This window comes from Aliiglaciecola litoralis (assembly GCF_039523355.1).
Classification (GTDB): Bacteria; Pseudomonadota; Gammaproteobacteria; order Enterobacterales; family Alteromonadaceae; genus Aliiglaciecola; species Aliiglaciecola litoralis.
On record NZ_BAAAFD010000004.1, the window covers coordinates 37,019 to 54,363 of the forward strand.

At 44.5% G+C, this 17,345-nt stretch carries 16 protein-coding genes; 8 read left to right on the forward strand and 8 right to left on the reverse strand.

Annotated features, from left to right (window positions below):
• Positions 1-108: 108 nt before the first annotated feature.
• Genes ABD036_RS08690 through ABD036_RS08705 form a run of 4 tightly spaced genes read left to right on the forward strand, consistent with a single transcriptional unit; the run spans position 109 to position 3,525 of the window.
• On the forward strand, positions 109-1,302 hold the full coding sequence (locus tag ABD036_RS08690; RefSeq protein WP_343858780.1) for a glycine C-acetyltransferase: 1,194 nt from the start codon (positions 109-111) through the stop codon (positions 1,300-1,302).
• The gene (gene tdh, locus ABD036_RS08695; protein ID WP_343858782.1) at positions 1,302-2,324 is read left to right on the forward strand and encodes an L-threonine 3-dehydrogenase; all 1,023 of its coding nucleotides are present in this window, start codon (positions 1,302-1,304) and stop codon (positions 2,322-2,324) included. The genes ABD036_RS08690 and tdh overlap by 1 nt, the downstream gene beginning before the upstream one ends.
• A gap of 43 nt (positions 2,325-2,367) precedes the next feature.
• Positions 2,368-2,694: a thiosulfate sulfurtransferase GlpE gene (gene glpE / locus ABD036_RS08700; RefSeq protein WP_343858784.1), complete on the forward strand. Its 327-nt coding sequence runs from the start codon at positions 2,368-2,370 to the stop codon at positions 2,692-2,694.
• A gap of 3 nt (positions 2,695-2,697) precedes the next feature.
• Entirely contained in the window at positions 2,698-3,525 is an 828-nt protein-coding gene (locus ABD036_RS08705) for a rhomboid family intramembrane serine protease (RefSeq protein WP_343858786.1), read from the forward strand.
• Here the strand turns inward: ABD036_RS08705 and ABD036_RS08710 are convergent.
• Positions 3,522-3,941, reverse strand: a complete 420-nt coding sequence (locus ABD036_RS08710) for a flagellar basal body-associated protein FliL (protein WP_425542564.1) — start codon at positions 3,939-3,941, stop codon at positions 3,522-3,524. The two genes, ABD036_RS08705 and ABD036_RS08710, sit on opposite strands and share 4 nt — an antisense overlap.
• Positions 3,942-4,173: 232 nt before the next feature.
• Here ABD036_RS08710 and ABD036_RS08715 point away from each other — a divergent pair, with 232 nt between their 5' ends.
• Both ABD036_RS08715 and ubiA read left to right on the forward strand, forming a co-directional pair.
• Entirely contained in the window at positions 4,174-4,743 is a 570-nt protein-coding gene (locus ABD036_RS08715; RefSeq protein WP_343858791.1) for a chorismate--pyruvate lyase family protein, read from the forward strand.
• Positions 4,744-5,613: a 4-hydroxybenzoate octaprenyltransferase gene (gene ubiA / locus ABD036_RS08720; RefSeq protein ID WP_343858794.1), complete on the forward strand. Its 870-nt coding sequence runs from the start codon at positions 4,744-4,746 to the stop codon at positions 5,611-5,613.
• A gap of 358 nt (positions 5,614-5,971) precedes the next feature.
• Here ubiA and ubiK read toward each other — a convergent pair whose 3' ends face one another.
• Positions 5,972-6,232 (reverse strand): ubiquinone biosynthesis accessory factor UbiK, encoded by a 261-nt coding sequence (gene ubiK / locus ABD036_RS08725; RefSeq protein ID WP_343858796.1) that lies wholly within the window; start codon positions 6,230-6,232, stop codon positions 5,972-5,974.
• 139 nt (positions 6,233-6,371) lie between these two features.
• Between ubiK and rep the strand changes: the two genes are divergently transcribed.
• Positions 6,372-8,390 carry a DNA helicase Rep gene (rep, locus tag ABD036_RS08730; RefSeq protein WP_343858798.1) on the forward strand — a complete coding sequence of 673 codons (2,019 nt, stop codon included), beginning with the start codon at positions 6,372-6,374 and terminating at the stop codon, positions 8,388-8,390.
• Here rep and ABD036_RS08735 read toward each other — a convergent pair.
• Together ABD036_RS08735 and ABD036_RS08740 are read right to left on the reverse strand one after the other, a co-directional pair.
• Positions 8,361-10,994: a sensor domain-containing phosphodiesterase gene (locus ABD036_RS08735; protein ID WP_343858801.1), complete on the reverse strand. Its 2,634-nt coding sequence runs from the start codon at positions 10,992-10,994 to the stop codon at positions 8,361-8,363. The two genes, rep and ABD036_RS08735, sit on opposite strands and share 30 nt — an antisense overlap.
• Positions 10,995-11,044: 50 nt before the next feature.
• Entirely contained in the window at positions 11,045-11,440 is a 396-nt protein-coding gene (locus ABD036_RS08740) for a c-type cytochrome (RefSeq protein WP_343858803.1), read from the reverse strand.
• A 349-nt stretch (positions 11,441-11,789) separates the two neighbouring features.
• Here ABD036_RS08740 and htpX point away from each other — a divergent pair, with 349 nt between their 5' ends.
• Positions 11,790-12,671 carry a protease HtpX gene (htpX, locus tag ABD036_RS08745; RefSeq protein ID WP_343858806.1) on the forward strand — a complete coding sequence of 294 codons (882 nt, stop codon included), beginning with the start codon at positions 11,790-11,792 and terminating at the stop codon, positions 12,669-12,671.
• Positions 12,672-12,769: 98 nt separating this feature from the next.
• On the opposite strand, the gene ABD036_RS08750 is transcribed toward htpX, so the two are convergent.
• The 4 genes from ABD036_RS08750 to ABD036_RS08765 form a co-directional block, all read right to left on the reverse strand.
• On the reverse strand, positions 12,770-12,988 hold the full coding sequence (locus ABD036_RS08750) for a hypothetical protein (RefSeq protein ID WP_343858809.1): 219 nt from the start codon (positions 12,986-12,988) through the stop codon (positions 12,770-12,772).
• Positions 12,989-13,720: 732 nt separating this feature from the next.
• The gene (locus tag ABD036_RS08755; protein WP_343858812.1) at positions 13,721-14,686 is read right to left on the reverse strand and encodes a lysylphosphatidylglycerol synthase transmembrane domain-containing protein; all 966 of its coding nucleotides are present in this window, start codon (positions 14,684-14,686) and stop codon (positions 13,721-13,723) included.
• Complete coding sequence (locus ABD036_RS08760; RefSeq protein ID WP_343858814.1) at positions 14,683-16,398, reverse strand: hypothetical protein; 1,716 nt, start codon at positions 16,396-16,398, stop codon at positions 14,683-14,685. The genes ABD036_RS08755 and ABD036_RS08760 overlap by 4 nt, the downstream gene beginning before the upstream one ends.
• On the reverse strand, positions 16,395-17,345 hold the full coding sequence (locus ABD036_RS08765; protein ID WP_343858817.1) for a polysaccharide deacetylase family protein: 951 nt from the start codon (positions 17,343-17,345) through the stop codon (positions 16,395-16,397). Before ABD036_RS08765 ends, ABD036_RS08760 begins: the two co-directional genes overlap by 4 nt.

Here is a 17,345-nt window from a genome sequence, read left to right on the forward strand (position 1 = left end):
TCATTACACCAATATTAATGGCATTATTGGGCACTCATTAGCTTACAAACGTATTCTGAATACGCATTTTCTTTTATCATATAGGCAAATTCCCATTCAGAGGTCATCATGAGCCAGGCTTTTTATCACCACCTTTCAGCACAAATTGAGCAAGTAAAACAAGACGGACTATATAAATCAGAGCGGGTTATCACCTCTGCGCAAAAGGCCGATATAGACGTTCGTAACGGCGGCCATGTACTGAATTTCTGTGCGAATAACTATTTAGGCTTGGCAAATGACCCAAGACTTATCGACGCGGCCAAAGCTGGGCTAGATGAGCATGGATTCGGTATGGCGTCGGTGCGCTTTATTTGCGGTACACAAGATATTCATAAAGCCCTTGAAGAAAAAATTAGTCACTTTTTAGGAATGCAGGATACGATTTTATATCCGTCTTGCTTCGATGCGAACGGCGGTCTATTTGAAACCATCATGGGCCCAGAAGATGCGATTATTTCCGATGCCCTAAACCATGCCAGCATCATTGATGGCGTGCGCTTGTGTAAAGCAAAGCGTTATCGCTACGCAAACAATGACCTGGTTGAGTTAGAAAAACAATTACAACAAGCGGTAGCCGATGGTGCGAGATTTAAATTGATTGCCACTGACGGTGTGTTTTCCATGGATGGCGTGATAGCTAACCTAAAAGGTATTTGTGATTTGGCCGAGCAGTACGACGCCATGGTCATGGTAGACGATTGCCATGCCACTGGCTTTGTCGGTGAAAATGGTCGTGGAAGCCATGAATACAACGACGTCATGGGGCGAGTAGATATTATTACCGGAACCCTAGGTAAAGCCCTAGGTGGCGCTTCTGGAGGCTACACCTCTGGTAAAAAAGAAGTGATTGAGTGGTTACGTCAGCGTTCACGTCCGTATTTATTTTCTAACTCGGTGGCTCCGCCTATTGTCGCTGCGTCACTAAAAGTGTTTGAAATGCTTGAAAACGGCCACGATTTGCGCGCCCGACTTAATCGTAATTCTGTGCATTTTAGAACGCGAATGGAAGAAGCCGGTTTTACCTTATCAGGTAAGGATCATGCCATCATTCCGGTGATGTTAGGCGATGCGAAATTGGCCAGTGAAATGGCGGACAAAATGCTCGAAAAAGGTATTTATGTAGTGGGCTTCTCATTCCCAGTTGTGCCTAAAGGACAAGCTCGCATTCGAACCCAAATGTCAGCAGCGCATAGCCTTGAACAAGTTGATCAAGCCATAGACGCGTTTATTGAAGTTGGCAAAGAATTGAAGGTTATTTAATGAAATCCTTAGCAAAATTATATCCAGAAAAAGGCATTTGGCTAACCGATTCAGAAATGCCCGCTGTTGGCCACAATGATCTGTTAATTAAAATTAAGAAAACCGCTATTTGCGGCACTGACATGCATATTTATCAGTGGGACGACTGGTCTCAGCAAACCATTCCTGTGCCTATGGTTGTAGGCCACGAATACGTGGGAACCGTCGTTGATATGGGACAAGAAGTCCGCGGATTTAACAAAGGCGACCGCGTTTCAGGTGAAGGCCATCTCACTTGTGGCCATTGTCGCAATTGTCGGGCGGGTAGGCGGCACCTTTGTCGCAATACTGAAGGCGTCGGGGTAAATCGCCCCGGGGCATTTGCTGAGTACTTGGTGATCCCCGCTTTTAATGCATTTAAAATCCCAGATAATATTTCTGACGACCTTGCATCTATCTTCGACCCTTTCGGTAATGCAGTGCATACGGCCCTGTCATTTGACCTTGTGGGAGAAGACGTGTTGATCACTGGCGCTGGCCCAATCGGTATCATGGCCGCCGCCGTGGCAAAACATGCCGGTGCACGCTATGTGGTGATCACCGATATCAATGAATATCGATTAGAGTTAGCGACCAAGATGGGGGCTACCCGCGCAGTGAATGTGTCAAACCAAGATCTCGGTCAAGTGATGGACGAATTGGGGATGACGGAAGGTTTTGATGTCGGCATGGAAATGTCCGGTGTCCCAGCTGCATTTCGAGATATGCTAGCGAAAATGAATAATGGCGGAAAAATTGCCATGCTCGGAATTCCTCCAAAGGATGTTGCAATTGATTGGAATAAGGTCATTTTTAAAGGCCTAACCATCAAAGGCATCTATGGGCGTGAGATGTTTGAGACTTGGTATAAGATGGCAAGTCTGATCCAATCTGGATTAGACTTAACCCCTATTATCACGCATCAATTTAACATCGACGACTTTCAACAAGGGTTTGATAAAATGGGCTCTGGACAATCAGGTAAAGTCATATTGAACTGGTAGTTCGAAAGTAACCTGACAATAGATCACAATAAAGGAAAGGTATTTGGAACAGTTTGAACATATTTCAGTAGAGCAAACCCATGAACTATTGAAACAAAACAAGGCGCGGCTGGTGGATATTCGGGATGAGCAATCATTTGAGGCTGCCCACGTTGAGGGCGCGGTCCATTTAACCAACGGTACCTTACAACAATTTATGTCACAAACGGATTTTGAAACACCCGTTATTGTCTGTTGTTATCATGGCATTAGTAGTCAGCAAGCTGCCCAGTTCCTCATTCATCAAGGCTTTGATGAAGTGTATAGCATGGATGGCGGTTTTGAAGCTTGGCGAAGCGCACTGCCCTTTGTATCTTCGTCCTCTGATTAAGTAGTGACTAACCAGCTTGAGCTAATCGCGTTTAATCAGCAAAACGCCGCAACCGCACTGATTGTTTATTTACAAAGTCAGAACATTGCAGCGCAGCTGGTAAAACGCACCAAACAACAGGACTTTTTGGTGGTGCTTAACGACGCCACTGATAGAGATTCTGCGGTGGCGATAACGAAACACTTTGTTGCTCACCCATCAGACCCTAAATATCAACTGGCGGGAAGCTCGATCGTTGCGCCGCTTTTCGGTATTCAAGCTTTTAAACAAACGCCCTTTACGTGGTTTATTGTGCTGTTGTGTGCAGTGGTTTACGTCATGCAAAACGCAGGTCTGCAGGTGTGGGTGGAACAACAGTTTCGAATATTGCCGTTACATGTGATTGCTCATTATGGACAGTGGTGGCGTGTTATTTCACCTTCGCTGATCCATTTTTCTGAACTACATATCATTCTAAACTTGTTAGTGTGGTGGCAAATAGGGCGTCTAATTGAGTTTCGACTCGGCAGCGTTTCGCTGATCACAGTGTTTTTATTGACTTCAATTATCTCAAATATCGCCCAATTACAGGTTTCTGGAACTGGCTTTGGTGGCTTATCTGGCGTGGTTTATGGCGTGATTGGCTTTGCCTGGTTTTGCGGTCTATTGCGCCCCATGTTAGGGATCAAATTGCCGGGCCATTTTGTCGCATTTGCAATTGCTTGGCTGGTCCTAGGCTATACTGACGTATTGTGGATTAAACTTGCCAACACCGCACATACCGGCGGGTTAATTGCGGGGGGCTTAGCTGCGTTATGTCTTGTTTGGTTTGTAAAACCCAAACAACGTTAGCCGCCCTGAACCAGAAACTTGGTGATAATAATGTCTTTGATCATCGGATTGCCGGTTTCTCTTTGCATTAATTCACGGACCCGCTCTAGGCTTGTGCGCCGAAAATCTTCTCGACCAGTCAAGGATTTTACTTTGTCTTTAGGCTGGCGACCCAAAATCTCGATGATGGTTGCGCGCAGCAACGGCGAATGATGATCAATCGCCTCCAAATAGTCAGCATTCTCAATCATCAACTCAATCGTGACTCTTACGAACCCCAGAGACTTTGAACTCGATCCCAAAAAGTTAGTGACTATGTCAGGCTCAAGTCCATAGTAGGCAAACGAAGGCTGAGTTTGACTACGCGCACTTGGCACATGGAGGGCTAAGGTAACGAATATAATGAGTAGGGTTAAAATTGCTTTCATAGAACTCAAGACACCTTAAAAGTAATCATGTTTAAGTTTACCAAATCGCTACAATAAGCTTAACGCACTTTGGATTTTTTGATAACGCCTAAACATCCATTTAGTTACTGCGTTTATCTGTTTATATCATGGAACTGAGCGATAAGGTTTAGTTAATTCTAACTCGTTGACTAGCAATCGCTTTTGCAACGCCCTCGCACTTGGTATTATATCCACTGGTAAACAAGGACTTGTCGTAACTTTGACTCATTCAATCAAATTCCCAGTCACTATTCCGCCGCTATGGCAATCGCCAGATGATCTTGCCGTTGCTGATCCTTACCTGCGAAACTGGTTATTAGATACAGGCTCGTTAACTGAACGATTACAATCCCATTGTGCACAATTTGACCTGAAGGTAATAGGTCAACGGCCAATGCAGCCAGAGCTTGAGGAAATTAGTCAGTTAACCCAGCCTAATGATAGTCAAAAAGAGAATAAATGGCAGATTCGAGAAGTTATACTCTCTGGTAATGGCCAACCCTGGGTATTCGCTCGTTCAGTTCTACCCCAAACATTATGTGACATGGATTTGGCTGAATTAGGTAACCGCCCGCTGGGGCAAATTATATTTAATGATCAACGTTTTAGTCGTCGACCATTTCAGCTTTTACAAATACCTGCTCAGCATGTGTTTCAGCAGCAATTAGATATTCGCCAACAACAGTCACTGTGGGGCAGGCGATCAATGTTTGACTTCAATGGCATGCAACTTATGGTAGCTGAAGTATTCCTACCTCACTGTCCTGCCTATCGACAGCAAGAAAGGTAAATGAAGATTAAATCAAAACTTATCGCTTATTTTCAGTTAATGCGTGCAGACAAGCCTATCGGTATTTACTTACTGCTGTGGCCAACGCTCTGGGCCCTGCTTATTGCCTCACAAGGTACTCCGCCATTGCACATTCTGGCAGTGTTTGTGGCAGGGGTAGTGATCATGCGAAGCGCGGGTTGTGTGATCAATGATTATGCCGACCGCCACGTTGATGGCCAAGTTGAGCGTACGAAGAACAGACCGATAGTTTCTGGTCAAGTGTCAGAAAAAGAAGCATTATTCTTATTTATACTATTAATATCATTAGCTTTTATACTAGTGCTGGTGCTCAATTTAGAGACTATTATATTGTCTTTCGGAGCCTTGGTATTAGCGACCATCTATCCTTTTGCAAAGCGCTATACTCACCTACCGCAGGTAGTACTTGGCGCTGCGTTTAGCTGGTCTATTCCGATGGCATTTATGGCGATCAATGGCTCGCTTCATTGGCTAACTTGGGTATTGTATGCGGCAAATTTATGCTGGACCATCGCTTACGACACCCAATATGCCATGGTTGATCGTGATGATGATATAAAAATAGGGGTGAAATCAACGGCGATTTTATTCGGTGAGAAAGACAGATTGATCATTGGTATTTTGCAGGCTTTAACTGCAGGTCTGTTGCTGTTGGTGGCAATTGAGTTGCAAATGACTTGGCCTGTTTATCTGTCACTAGCTGGCTGCGTCGGACTCTTTGTTTATCAACAATTTCTGACCTTTGAACGGCATCGTCCAAGCTGTTTTAGTGCATTTCTTAATAACCACTATGCAGGGATGTTGTTTACCCTAGGCCTCGTTATTCACTATTTGCTCGTAAACCCGTAATTAAGAGTCTTTCGTAGTTAATTACCAGCAGGAGTCTGGGAGATCCCGGCTCTAAGAGCGCTACCGGGATGACATTGAAAAGGGAGCACTGCCGGGATGACAGAATATGACCGAGCACCGCCGGGATGACAGGTCACCGTCATCCCCGAGGGCTCGAGCATTGTCATCCCCGAGAAGCTCTTAGTCGGGGATCTCCCTAATAGTCCTTCGTAGTTGAATACAAGCAGGAGTCTGGAAGATCCCGGCCTTAAGAGCACTGCCGGGATGACAGAATATGACCGAGCGCTACCGGGATGACATTGAAAAGGGAGCGCTGCCGGGGTGACAAAATGTCAACGAGCGTCGCAGGGACGATGCTTTATGAAGGTGTGTTACCGTCTTGTTGTCGCTCTAATTCGCTAAGTCTTGCTTCAAGGGCTTCGAGCTTTTCGCGTGTACGAATTAAAACCTGACTTTGAATATCAAATTCCTCACGGCTGACAAAATCAAGCTTACTTAGCTGCGATTGTAAGACTTGTTTGACCTTAGTCTCAGCACCTTCGGCCATATTCTTAACACCTGGAGGTACGGCGTCGGATATTTGCTTGGCAATTTCTTCAAGTTTTTTAGGATCTAACATGGGCAGAGTCTCATTTTGTTTGATTTATTGATTGTAACCTAAAGCCATCATTGAAACAGCAAAGATCTAAGGCATGGATTGCTAGCAATTGTAACGGTTATTTCTTACAATTCCGGCCCACTTCACAAACTCATGACTAATGAAACTCAACGACGGCCAAAATCAAGCAGTAAACTATATTTCCGGACCTTGTCTGGTGCTGGCTGGCGCTGGAAGTGGTAAAACGCGAGTCATTACTAATAAAATCGCTTATTTAGTCCGTGAGTGCGGTATTCCTGCTCGACAGATAGCCGCAGTTACCTTTACCAACAAAGCAGCTCGTGAGATGAAAGAACGAGTAGGGCAGACGTTAGGCAAAAAAGAAGCGCGCGGTTTGAAAGTGAGCACCTTTCACACCATGGGCTTGTCGATTATTAAGTCTGAGTTTCGCAGTATTGGCATCAAAGCCGGCTTTTCACTTTTCGATGACAAAGACACCTTTTCGCTACTCAAAGATCTGACTGAAGAAACCTTAGATGGTGATAAAGAACAATTATTCTTATTGCAGTCTTGCATTTCTAATTGGAAAAATGACCTCATCCTGCCAGAACAATTGCAAAAGCAGGCCCTTTCCCCCGGCGAAGTTGAGTTTGCAAAGTTTTACTTAGATTATCAAACCCATTTGCGCGCATACAACGCCTTGGACTTTGACGATTTGATCTTAATGCCAACCTTGTTACTAAAGTCTAACGAAACGGTACGTACCAAGTGGCAAAATAAAATCAAATACTTATTGGTAGATGAGTATCAAGATACCAATACCAGCCAATATGAACTCGTTCGTCTTTTGGTGGGAGAGCGCGCACGATTCACCGTGGTAGGTGATGACGACCAGTCAATCTATTCGTGGCGGGGTGCAAGACCACAGAATTTGGTGCTACTGAAGGAAGATTTTCCAGCGCTCAAGTTGATTAAGTTAGAGCAGAATTACCGTTCTTCAGGTCGGATATTACATTGCGCCAATATACTCATCCAAAACAATCCACACGTGTTCGAGAAGAAGTTATTCTCTGAATTAGGTTATGGCGAAACGCTTAAAATTATTATTGCGAAAAATGAAGAGCATGAAGCGGAGCGTGTGGTAGCAGAATTGCTTGCGCACAAGTTCATGAAAAACACGCAGTATAAAGACTATGCAGTCTTGTATCGCGGAAATCATCAATCTCGCTTGTTCGAGAAACTGTTAATGAGTAACCGCATTCCGTATAAAATAAGTGGCGGAATGTCGTTCTTTGGGCGTGCTGAGGTAAAAGACATCATGGCGTATTTGCGCTTATTGGTGAATCAAGATGATGACAACGCCTTACTGCGCGTGATCAACACACCCACACGGGGCATTGGTCGGGTGACATTGGAAAAGTTGGGGAGCTTTGCTAATCAGCTTGGGTGCTCTATTTTTGAAGCGGCTTGTCACCCGCAACTTCACAGTGTGATCACAGGCAAAGCACAACAGCATATTAGTCATTTTACTCGGTGGATAGTCGAGCTATCGGATAACGCCACTCGTGGAGACGGAATTAGCGCAATTCGAGATATGATCAAGGCGATGCAGTACGAAGAGTGGCTTTATGAATCTAGTACCAGCCCCAAAGCGGCTGAAATGGCGATGGCCAATATCAGTACTTTATTTGGTTGGATCAGCGATATGCTGGAAGGTAACGAGCTTGACCCGCCAATGACGCTGCAAGAAGTCGTGAATCGTTTGATTTTAAGAGACATGATGGAGCGCAGTGAAGAAGAAGAGGGCGCCGATCAAGTGCAGCTTATGACATTGCATGCATCCAAAGGTCTGGAGTTTCCTTATGTGTTTATGGTCGGTATGGAAGAAGGCTTATTGCCCCATCAAAGCAGTATTGATGAAAACAATATCGAAGAGGAGCGCCGCCTAACCTACGTTGGCATTACCCGAGCACAGCAAGAGTTATTCTTTACTTTGTGTAAAGAGCGACGTCAGTATGGTGAAGTTATTCAGCCAGAGCCTAGCCGATTTCTTTATGAGTTGCCCCAAGATGATGTTGAGTGGGAGCATAAGAAAGTAAAAGACAGTGCCGAAGTGAGACAACAAAAGGGTAAAACGGGGATCGCCAATCTACGAAACATTCTGTCTTCGGGGAAGTGAGTCTCGGTTCATAATGGTTTTCATTGACATGGGCGGTTCTAAAAACAGACCTTGTCCATAGTGACATCCAGCATCAAACAGCGCCTGATATTGGTCTTTGTTTTCGATTCCCTCTGCGATTAATTTAAACGACAATTGATCACTGATGGCCAGCACCGATTGAATCAGGCTGTAGTTGCGTTTTGAGCGCGTGACCGATCTAACAAATCGATGATCTATCTTCACAAAATCAAAGGGATATGAGTACAAATAGCTCAGCGATGCCAACCCACTACCAAAATTATCTAAGACCAATATAACGCCAATTCGTTTGAGCTTTTTAATCGCTGGCAACATGAATTGAGCTCGTCTATTTAATTCATTTTCGTCTATTTCAAAAACCAAATTTGAAGGTTCGATATCAGCGGCTTTGACCCTATCAATAAGCTGATTGACAAACTTACTTTGCGATAGATGATTGATAGACAGATTAATCGCTATCTTTTGTTCTGATTGCGCACCACTCAATGACTTCCAATGGCTTAACACTTTAAGCGCCTGATCCAACATATAGTTGTCGACTTCTAACGTGAGTCCGCTGTTTTGCGCTATCTTCCAGAACTGTTCACGTTTAATTTTGCCCAACGTGGGATGAACCCAACGCACAAAAAACTCGTGGTAAAGGTAAGTGTCTTGATTGAAATCGAGCACTGACTGAACGTGACAGTCAAAGCTTTCAGCTTTTAGTGTGCGGCGTAATTCATTTTCCAGTTCAAGCTCTTCAAGTAACTTCTGACGCATGCTGGTATCAAATAATACATATCGACCTCGGCCAAGGGATTTAGCTTGATACATGGCAGCATCTGCATCGCGTATTAATTCATCTGCCGACTGGTAGCCAGCGTCGACATTGGCGATACCAATACTGGCGCCGGAGTACATTTCTTTGCCTTCTAACGTAAATGGCTGGGCAATGGAATAAATAATACGATTAGCGACTTCTTCAACATCAGTAAAGTCATCAAAGCTGTCCAACAAAATGACAAACTCATCACCACCTAAACGTGCAAGCAGATCATGGGCACGGATACATTTCGCGATGCGCGAGGCCACTTCGATTAGGAACATGTCTCCAGCGTGGTGACCTAAACTGTCGTTAATCTGCTTAAAGCGATCTAAATCGATAAACAGCACCGCAAAGTTATGCTCTGGGTAGCGATTTTTATTCGCCACGGCCAACTCTAAGCGGCTATTAAACATCACTCGGTTTGGCAGGTTTGTTAGCGCGTCATGATGAGCGTCATGGATCAATTTTAGCTCAATCTCTTTGCGCTCTTCTATTTGTTTCTTGAGGTAGACATTGGTTTTGTGCAACTCATCGGTGCGCTCTCGCACTTTCTTACTTAGTTGCAGGTTATATTTTTGAATAGCTTCTGCGGCTCGCTTCCTCTCAATTGCTACTGCAATGTGATGGGAAACAAACTTCATTAATTCCAGATCTCTAAAGCTGTATTTTGCGGTTTCACCGTAGGTTTGAACGGCTATCACTCCGGAAATCACTCCTTCGACAATCAAAGGCGAACCAATCCATGAGTTAGAATGCTTGATCATGTTCTCTGCGGTTTGCTTATCCAGTTCATTGTCATCAGCAAGCTCTTTGACGCGAGATGCATCAATCAGTTCAGCTCTACCTGAACGCAAAACGTATTCTGTCAGTCCGTGTCCCAATGGACGGGATTCAATCGTGCTATCAATTTCATCGCTGTAGTAGGGGAATTCGAGGTAATCTTGCTTGTCGTTGAGCATGGCGACGTAGCAGTTTGGTGCGCTCAATAATCGAGCCAAGATGTCATGCAAACTGGCATAGAAGTCGGACATTTCGCCTTCGATGGATGCTGCAATCTCGGAAATTTCAAACAGCGCCTGTTGTAATGACTCTACTTTCTGACGTTCTAGTATTTCGTCTTGAAGCTCATCGTTTATTTCACGTAACTGCTTGGTACGTTCACGAATTGTTTGTTCGGTTAACTCTCGGCTTTTAACTCTGTCGAGTGCATTGACAATATGTTGTGACACGAAAATCAATAGGTCGAGATCATCTTGTGCGTAGCGGACGTCTTTATCGTAGCTTTGGACCACCATTGCGCCAATTACTCGATTGCCACGTTTTAGAGGGACACCGATTAAATCAATGGGTATTTTGCCGAACGATTTAAAACCGAGTTTTTTGCCTTGTTCTAAGAAGGTTTCTTCAGTAAGAACCAGTGGATTGCCACTGCGAAGAATATAGCCGGTTATCCCACCCATCAAATCGCTGGCGGGGAGCTCTTTTAAAACGCCTTCGTCGAATTCGTCTACAAAATAGGGGAATTTGACAATCTTTTCATCGTTTTCATAAAGCGCAACGAAAAAGTTTTGTGCATTCATGAATTCACCCACGATTTCATGAATGGCATTGTATAGCCTAGACAACTCGCTGATCGAACCAGCCAGTTCAGATATGTCAAAAAGCGCTCGTTGAATTTGTTCAGAGCGCTTGTATTTTTCGGTCAACTGTTGAAGTTGAGGAACTAGCTCTCTGAGTTCCTCTTCTGTCAACGTTCCCGCGCTAATCTTGTTAGTCAAATAAGTGGCCTATGGCTAATTATTGTAACCTTCATAGTATAGCTGGCCATCTAAATATCTTTCGTCATATGCTCTATTGCGGCTTTAATGTCATCTTCAGAACAATCCATACAACCGCCCATTGGAGGCATTGCGTTAATGCCTTTGATTGCATTTTGCCAAACCGTATCAAATCCTTGCTCGAGTCTTGGAGCCCACTCAGCGGCAACGTTGATCTTAGGTGCGCTTAAGGCGCCTGTGCCATGACAGGCGAAACAAGCACTTTGGTATATGTCAGCACCTGATCGAGGGCCTGCTGATGCGCTTTCCGCCTGAGCTCCAGCAATATGAACTGAGCCAACTGGCTTGATCCGTTCAATTAATTCGTCATCTGACGTGTTTTGCGCGTACGCGGCAAACATCAACATACTTCCAACTACAACGCTTAACAACGCTTTTACTTTCACAATTCTCTCCAACTGCTCTTTGTTTTACTTAGTATTTTTGCAAGGATATCAAATTATAACGAGTTATTGATACTGAACAACTAAATACTGCATATTAAATACGCTAGCTAAGATAAGCACTATAAAACGTACGACCAACTTCAGTCCACAAAATAAATCTAAGTGATCCTCTTGCAACCTTAACTAATACACCTATATTGAGCAAATGATCAGCGAATAAGCGTATTTTTTGCATTGTAAAAGAAGCAAATTGGCAGCGGCTAACGGTTAGTTTGACTAGACTGCCAGTGTTATTAATCAAAATACGTTGCGATTGTGATTTTGTAGTTTGTCCATTTTGGAGTCACCAATGTTAAGAATATTGTTATTTCTTGGAACTAATATCGCCATTATTGCGTTACTGAGTATTACCTTCAGTTTATTAGGTATTGGCGGCTTGTTGGCCGAAAACGGTGTTGATTTAGATCTTCAAGCCTTGCTTGTGTATTCGTTGGTTATTGGATTTAGTGGCGCCTTTATCTCGCTGTTTCTATCCAAGTTCATGGCCAAGCGGTCAATGAAGGTACATGTTATCAAACAACCCACTGATGCGACGCAGCAATGGCTGGTCGACACGGTAAAGCGCCAAGCCGAGATGGCTGGAATAGGTATGCCAGAAGTTGGCCTATTTAATAGTCCTTCGCCCAATGCGTTTGCAACTGGCTGGAATCGAAACAATGCCCTAGTAGCCGTGAGTACAGGCTTGCTCCACAATATGCGCAAGAATGAAGTTGAAGCGGTACTTGCCCATGAAGTGAGCCACGTTGCAAATGGCGACATGGTCACCATGACCTTGATCCAAGGTGTGGTGAACACATTTGTGATTTTCTTATCCCGAGTCATTGGCCATGTGGTCGACCGTGTTGTGTTTAAAGTGGAGCGTGGACACGGCCCGGCATTTTGGATTGTCTCTATCATTGCTGAAATTATCTTAGGATTCTTAGCGATGATGTTAGTCATGTGGTTTTCTCGGTATCGCGAATTCAGAGCTGATGAAGGCGGAGCGCGTTTGGCTGGATCTGCCAATATGATATCGGCATTGGCCAAACTGAAAAGTTTTCAAGGCACACCAGACATGCCTGATGAAATGGCGGCTTTTGCTATTAACGCAGGTAAAATACAAAAGCTGTTCTCTAGCCATCCACCTTTAGAAAAGAGAATCGAAAACTTACAAAACCGAGCGTTTGACTAAACTACGGTAAATATCTTTAAGCCAAGAACAGTAGATTTTACCCGATCACTTTCATAGCCAAGGTCGGACTGATAATCAGCCAAACGAGTTTAGCGAAATTAAAATGCAAAACTCGTTTGCACTTTTTCTCGCAGTTTTCGTCTTGTTCCTTTATTTCTGGCTAGCTGACGTAAATTGTCGAGTCTCGAAAGTAATTGATTAAAACTCTCATCGCTTTGAGCCTGTTCAAAAGATTGTCGATGCAATTGCTCTTGATGGTTTTGGCGCATAGCTTCAGACACAATGGTTTGCTGCAGCATGAGTAAATCGTTAGTCATAACATTCCCCTTACACTGTTTGTATATACAGTATAGTGGCGAATGAAAAATATACAAGTTTATTTGTATGTTTATACAGTGGTTGTGTGTAGTTAACTACGGAGTACGAACCCCTGTCATCCCGGCAGTGCTCATTCAATTCACGTCATCCCGGCAGTGCTTTTGGGCCGGGATCTCCTAGACGCCAGTGTATAGTTAGCTACGAAGGACTATTACGGAGATCCCCGATCAAGAGACCTCGGGGATGACGAAGTGTGCTGTCATCCCGGCAGTGCTTTTGGGCCGGGATCTTCTACACGCCTGTGTATAGTTAGCTACGGAGTACGAACCCCTGTCATCCCGGCAGAGCCCTTGGGCCGGGATCTTCTAGACGCCAGTTTGTAGTTAACTACGGAGTACGATTGAGGAGATCCCCGATAAAGAGACCTCGGGGATGACGAAGTGTGCTGTCATCCCGGCAGTGCCCATTCAATTCACGTCATCCCGGCAGAGCTCTTGGGCCGGGATCTTCTAGACGCCAGTGTATAGTTAGCTACGGAGTATGATTGAAGAGATCCCCGATAAAGAGACCTCGGGGATGACGAAGTGTGCTGTCATCCCGGCAGAGCCCTTGGGCCGGGATCTTCTAGACGCCAGTGTATAGTTAGCTACGGAGGATTGTTACCGAGATCCCCGATCAAGAGACCTCGGGGATGACAGGGTTCGAGACCTCGGGGATGACTAGGTTACCCGTTAACGCTTAACCATAAATAGTCCAGCGATGGCCGCTAATAGCATTGGCCACAATGTAATCATTGCATTATACGCTATCGCAGCTGCGAGCACCTTTTCGGGTTGCCATCCCAGTGGCAGTAGGGCAAGAGCAAATACGGCTTGGATTGTACCGATAAACCCTGGGGCGGTTGGCAACATTAACCCCAATGCAGAACAAAACAGAACCAATACCGCGACCGGCCAACTAACGTCCAACCCCAAAGAAATGAGTACATAATAAATAGACGCCGTCATTAACATCCACATCAGAAGGCTTTGTATGACAATCGCCACAATTCGTGCTCTCAATTGCGTTAATAAGCTAAAAAACTCTGTCATTGCTTGGCTGAGTTTCACGCGCCATTTCGTAACATCAGTGTCTAAATGACGATCATCTAAATAGTGTAAAATTGGGCGATGGAAACGCAACAATATCCATAACACACAGACCGCAGCCACAAGTATAAACCCGACCATTAACAGCGCCTGTTGCATGTCCAATGTAAGCAAAAGGCTGCCTAAAGCGGCCATAAGCATGAGCAATGCGATAGATGCCAGATCAAACAGCTTTTCAATACCAATACCTGAGAGTGACGAAGCCAGTGGGATCTTGTGGCGTTTTTTGAGCACTATTGAGCGAATCGTTTCACCCATTTGCATCGGCACAAAAATTGAGCCGACATAACCTAGTAACACTAATGAGAATAGTTGCGAAAAAGGGACTTTGGTTGGGCTAACTAGCAACTCGGCCCACCGATAGGCTTTGACCACAAAAAACAACAGGTACAAAACCAAAGCAATAGCAAAAGTGAGTAACTTCGTTTGTTCCGTTAAAACGGCAATGACATCGGCTAAGGCCACATTGCGAAAAGACCAAGTCAGTAATAGTCCCCCAATTAGGAGCCCGACTATAACTAAAATGATCGCTTTGCCGCGCTTATTCAATGTTGTGTCTTTATGATATAGGTATCTGAGGTATCAGTTGATTCAAACTGAAGTAAGCTGTTGTTTTTAAGTCTCATTAATATTTCATTGCTTCGCTCTTTTGGGCCACCAAAGAATTCTTCAAAAACGATAATTCTACCGTGATTTTTTAAGGTTTTACGCACAATCACGGAAAGGGGCATGCCACTAAAATCTCGACCTCTCGTGTTAACTTGTATTTTTTCGAGCCTGGCTGACAACAGTCCAAGCGCAATCACATTGCGGTCAAACAACGAAATATTGACCACTTGAGCAGCAGCCAAATAGCGTAATGCCTCTGTCATACTGGCATCACCGGCAATGATCACTAAATCTTCAGGACGGCTATTTTCAATGATCCATTTGCCTTTTGCTTGATGAAAATCATGTTTAGCATCATGCACCATCGCCATGCCGCCTAGGCTATTTTGAATAAGCAGTAAAATCACACAGCTGACGATTATCGTTTTATGATCCTGAATGAGTGGCTCAATCACCACTAGAGCAACCATCAACATGATTGCTGGAAATACCATTATCCAAGCTTCAATGCCGCCCGGATTTAAGCGGCCGATAATAGCCCCATTGATCACTAGCCAGCCCAGTATCACCCAGCCCGAGCGCGTCATACGAAGCTGTTTGAGTAACCGACATCCGCGCCACACTAGCCAACACACAATGCTTATCAGGGCTAGTTGCAAAACCATAAGGGGATACACTAACCAGCCAAGGTGGCGGGCCATAAAGATCTCTTCTTGTAACACATTCTGAGGAAAGACTTTCTGCACGACATCGGTAATAAACGGCAGTGAAAAAATCCAGTTGGCAGAGGTAAAGTCATGACCAATGGCAAAGATTGCGCGGATCACTGAGACAATAACGGTTTTTATCGACAGCGAGGGCACCATAAATTCTTCGGAACGCTGTGACAAAAACGCGGCAAATTCAGTTGGGCTGAATGTATTAGGCCAATACAACCAATAACCGACCAAATAGCCTATCACCACCACTAAGGTTGCACTAACGCCGTACACCAATAACGATTTCCAAGCGGTTTTCGTCAACAATAAAAAGGGAAAAGCAAATAGCAGTGGGATCACCGCAGGTTGGTAGAATAGTATGGTCAAGCCAGACAATATTCCCACTGCGCAAGCAAGGGCGGTTTTTTCAATGGACGCGTTATGCAACAAATGAAACACCAATAAGCACAACATAATAGCGGGGATATACACTTCCGCCTCAACCGCATAGCGCCAAAAACCATAACTAAACCCAAGTAGGCAAACGGTGATTAGCGCAGTAGTGGGCCTAAGCTTAAGATTGATAATGATGATACGAAACAGCAAATACAGACTGAGTGATGCGCAAACAGCGGAAAATAATCGCATGCTCGTCAGGGCAGAGATGTCGACATTGAATGGCTGCATCACGGTGTTAGTTAGTAAATAAAGACCTCGCATCAACATGTGGTAAAGCATCAAACGCGGATCAGAGACGTGAGAATAGGCAAAGTTTTCCGCCCGATAGGCAAAGGCGAACACATCATCAGTCTCACTCAGATTACCTGCAGCGGTTAATAGGTAAAACACGCTGACTAACAGTAAAAACAACCACACAGCACCGTTTTTAAACGCACTAAAATCATCGAACCAGTGTTTTAACATTGGCTTTAAAGCAAACTCCGACTGATTCATGAGGCGTCCATTGATGTAGGATTCGATTTCGCAAACTCGGTTGTGAATTGCGCTAAACCGCTTAATGAATAGTCTTTTTGTAAACAGTCAAACACAGCATGCATAAACTCAATTTTGTCTTTGCTGGAGCGTTTCATGCCCGGTAAATACTCTAAATCAAACCCATCATCAGCACCGATAAAGTCAGTGGCATGCAGCAAAAACGATGGCGTCACCGAAAATAGCTTGTAGCCAAGCAACACCATTTTAAAGTAGCTTAATGCGACCCAAGGTGAGCGGTCGGCCACGAAGTTTAAATAGGTGCCATGACAAGGAAAACGCAATAGCGCAGAGGTTGTTACTGGGATTTCTAACAAGGGCGGTGTGGTAGCCGTTAAATAATGAGGCGACAATTTAAGCCAAGCATTGGGTAAGGTGCCAAATTTATCTTTAGCAATTTGCTTGTCGCCATCCGATTGCTGAGTTCTTGATTGTTGGTATCTTCTGGCCAGCGCGCCTAAGCTACTTGGAAAGGTTGACGCATCATATTGATACTCCAGTTGCTGCAGGCTATTTAACAAGGCATCAGAGATGCCAAATGCTGGACCACGAAATCCTACTGGTGTTTGTCCTGTAGCCTCGCTGATAGCGTGATGGGCTTGCTCAAGCTCATGCGCTATTTGTGCTTCATTATTTTGATGAAAGTCTTCTTTGTGGTGGTACGAATGATTGGCTATTTCATGACCCGCTTTAACCAGTTCATTCAACAGTGCTCTGGTGTTCGCATTTTCGGTATCTTTGCCTACCACAAAGAAGGTGATTTGCAGTTGCCGTTGTTCAAGAAATTGCATAACCCGTGGTAGCGCGATATCTAAAAAAGAACGGTAATTACGCCAGTCTGGCACACCAAAGCTGCGTTGGTAGCACCATAAATTATCTAAATCCAAAGAGACAGTACCAGTACGCAT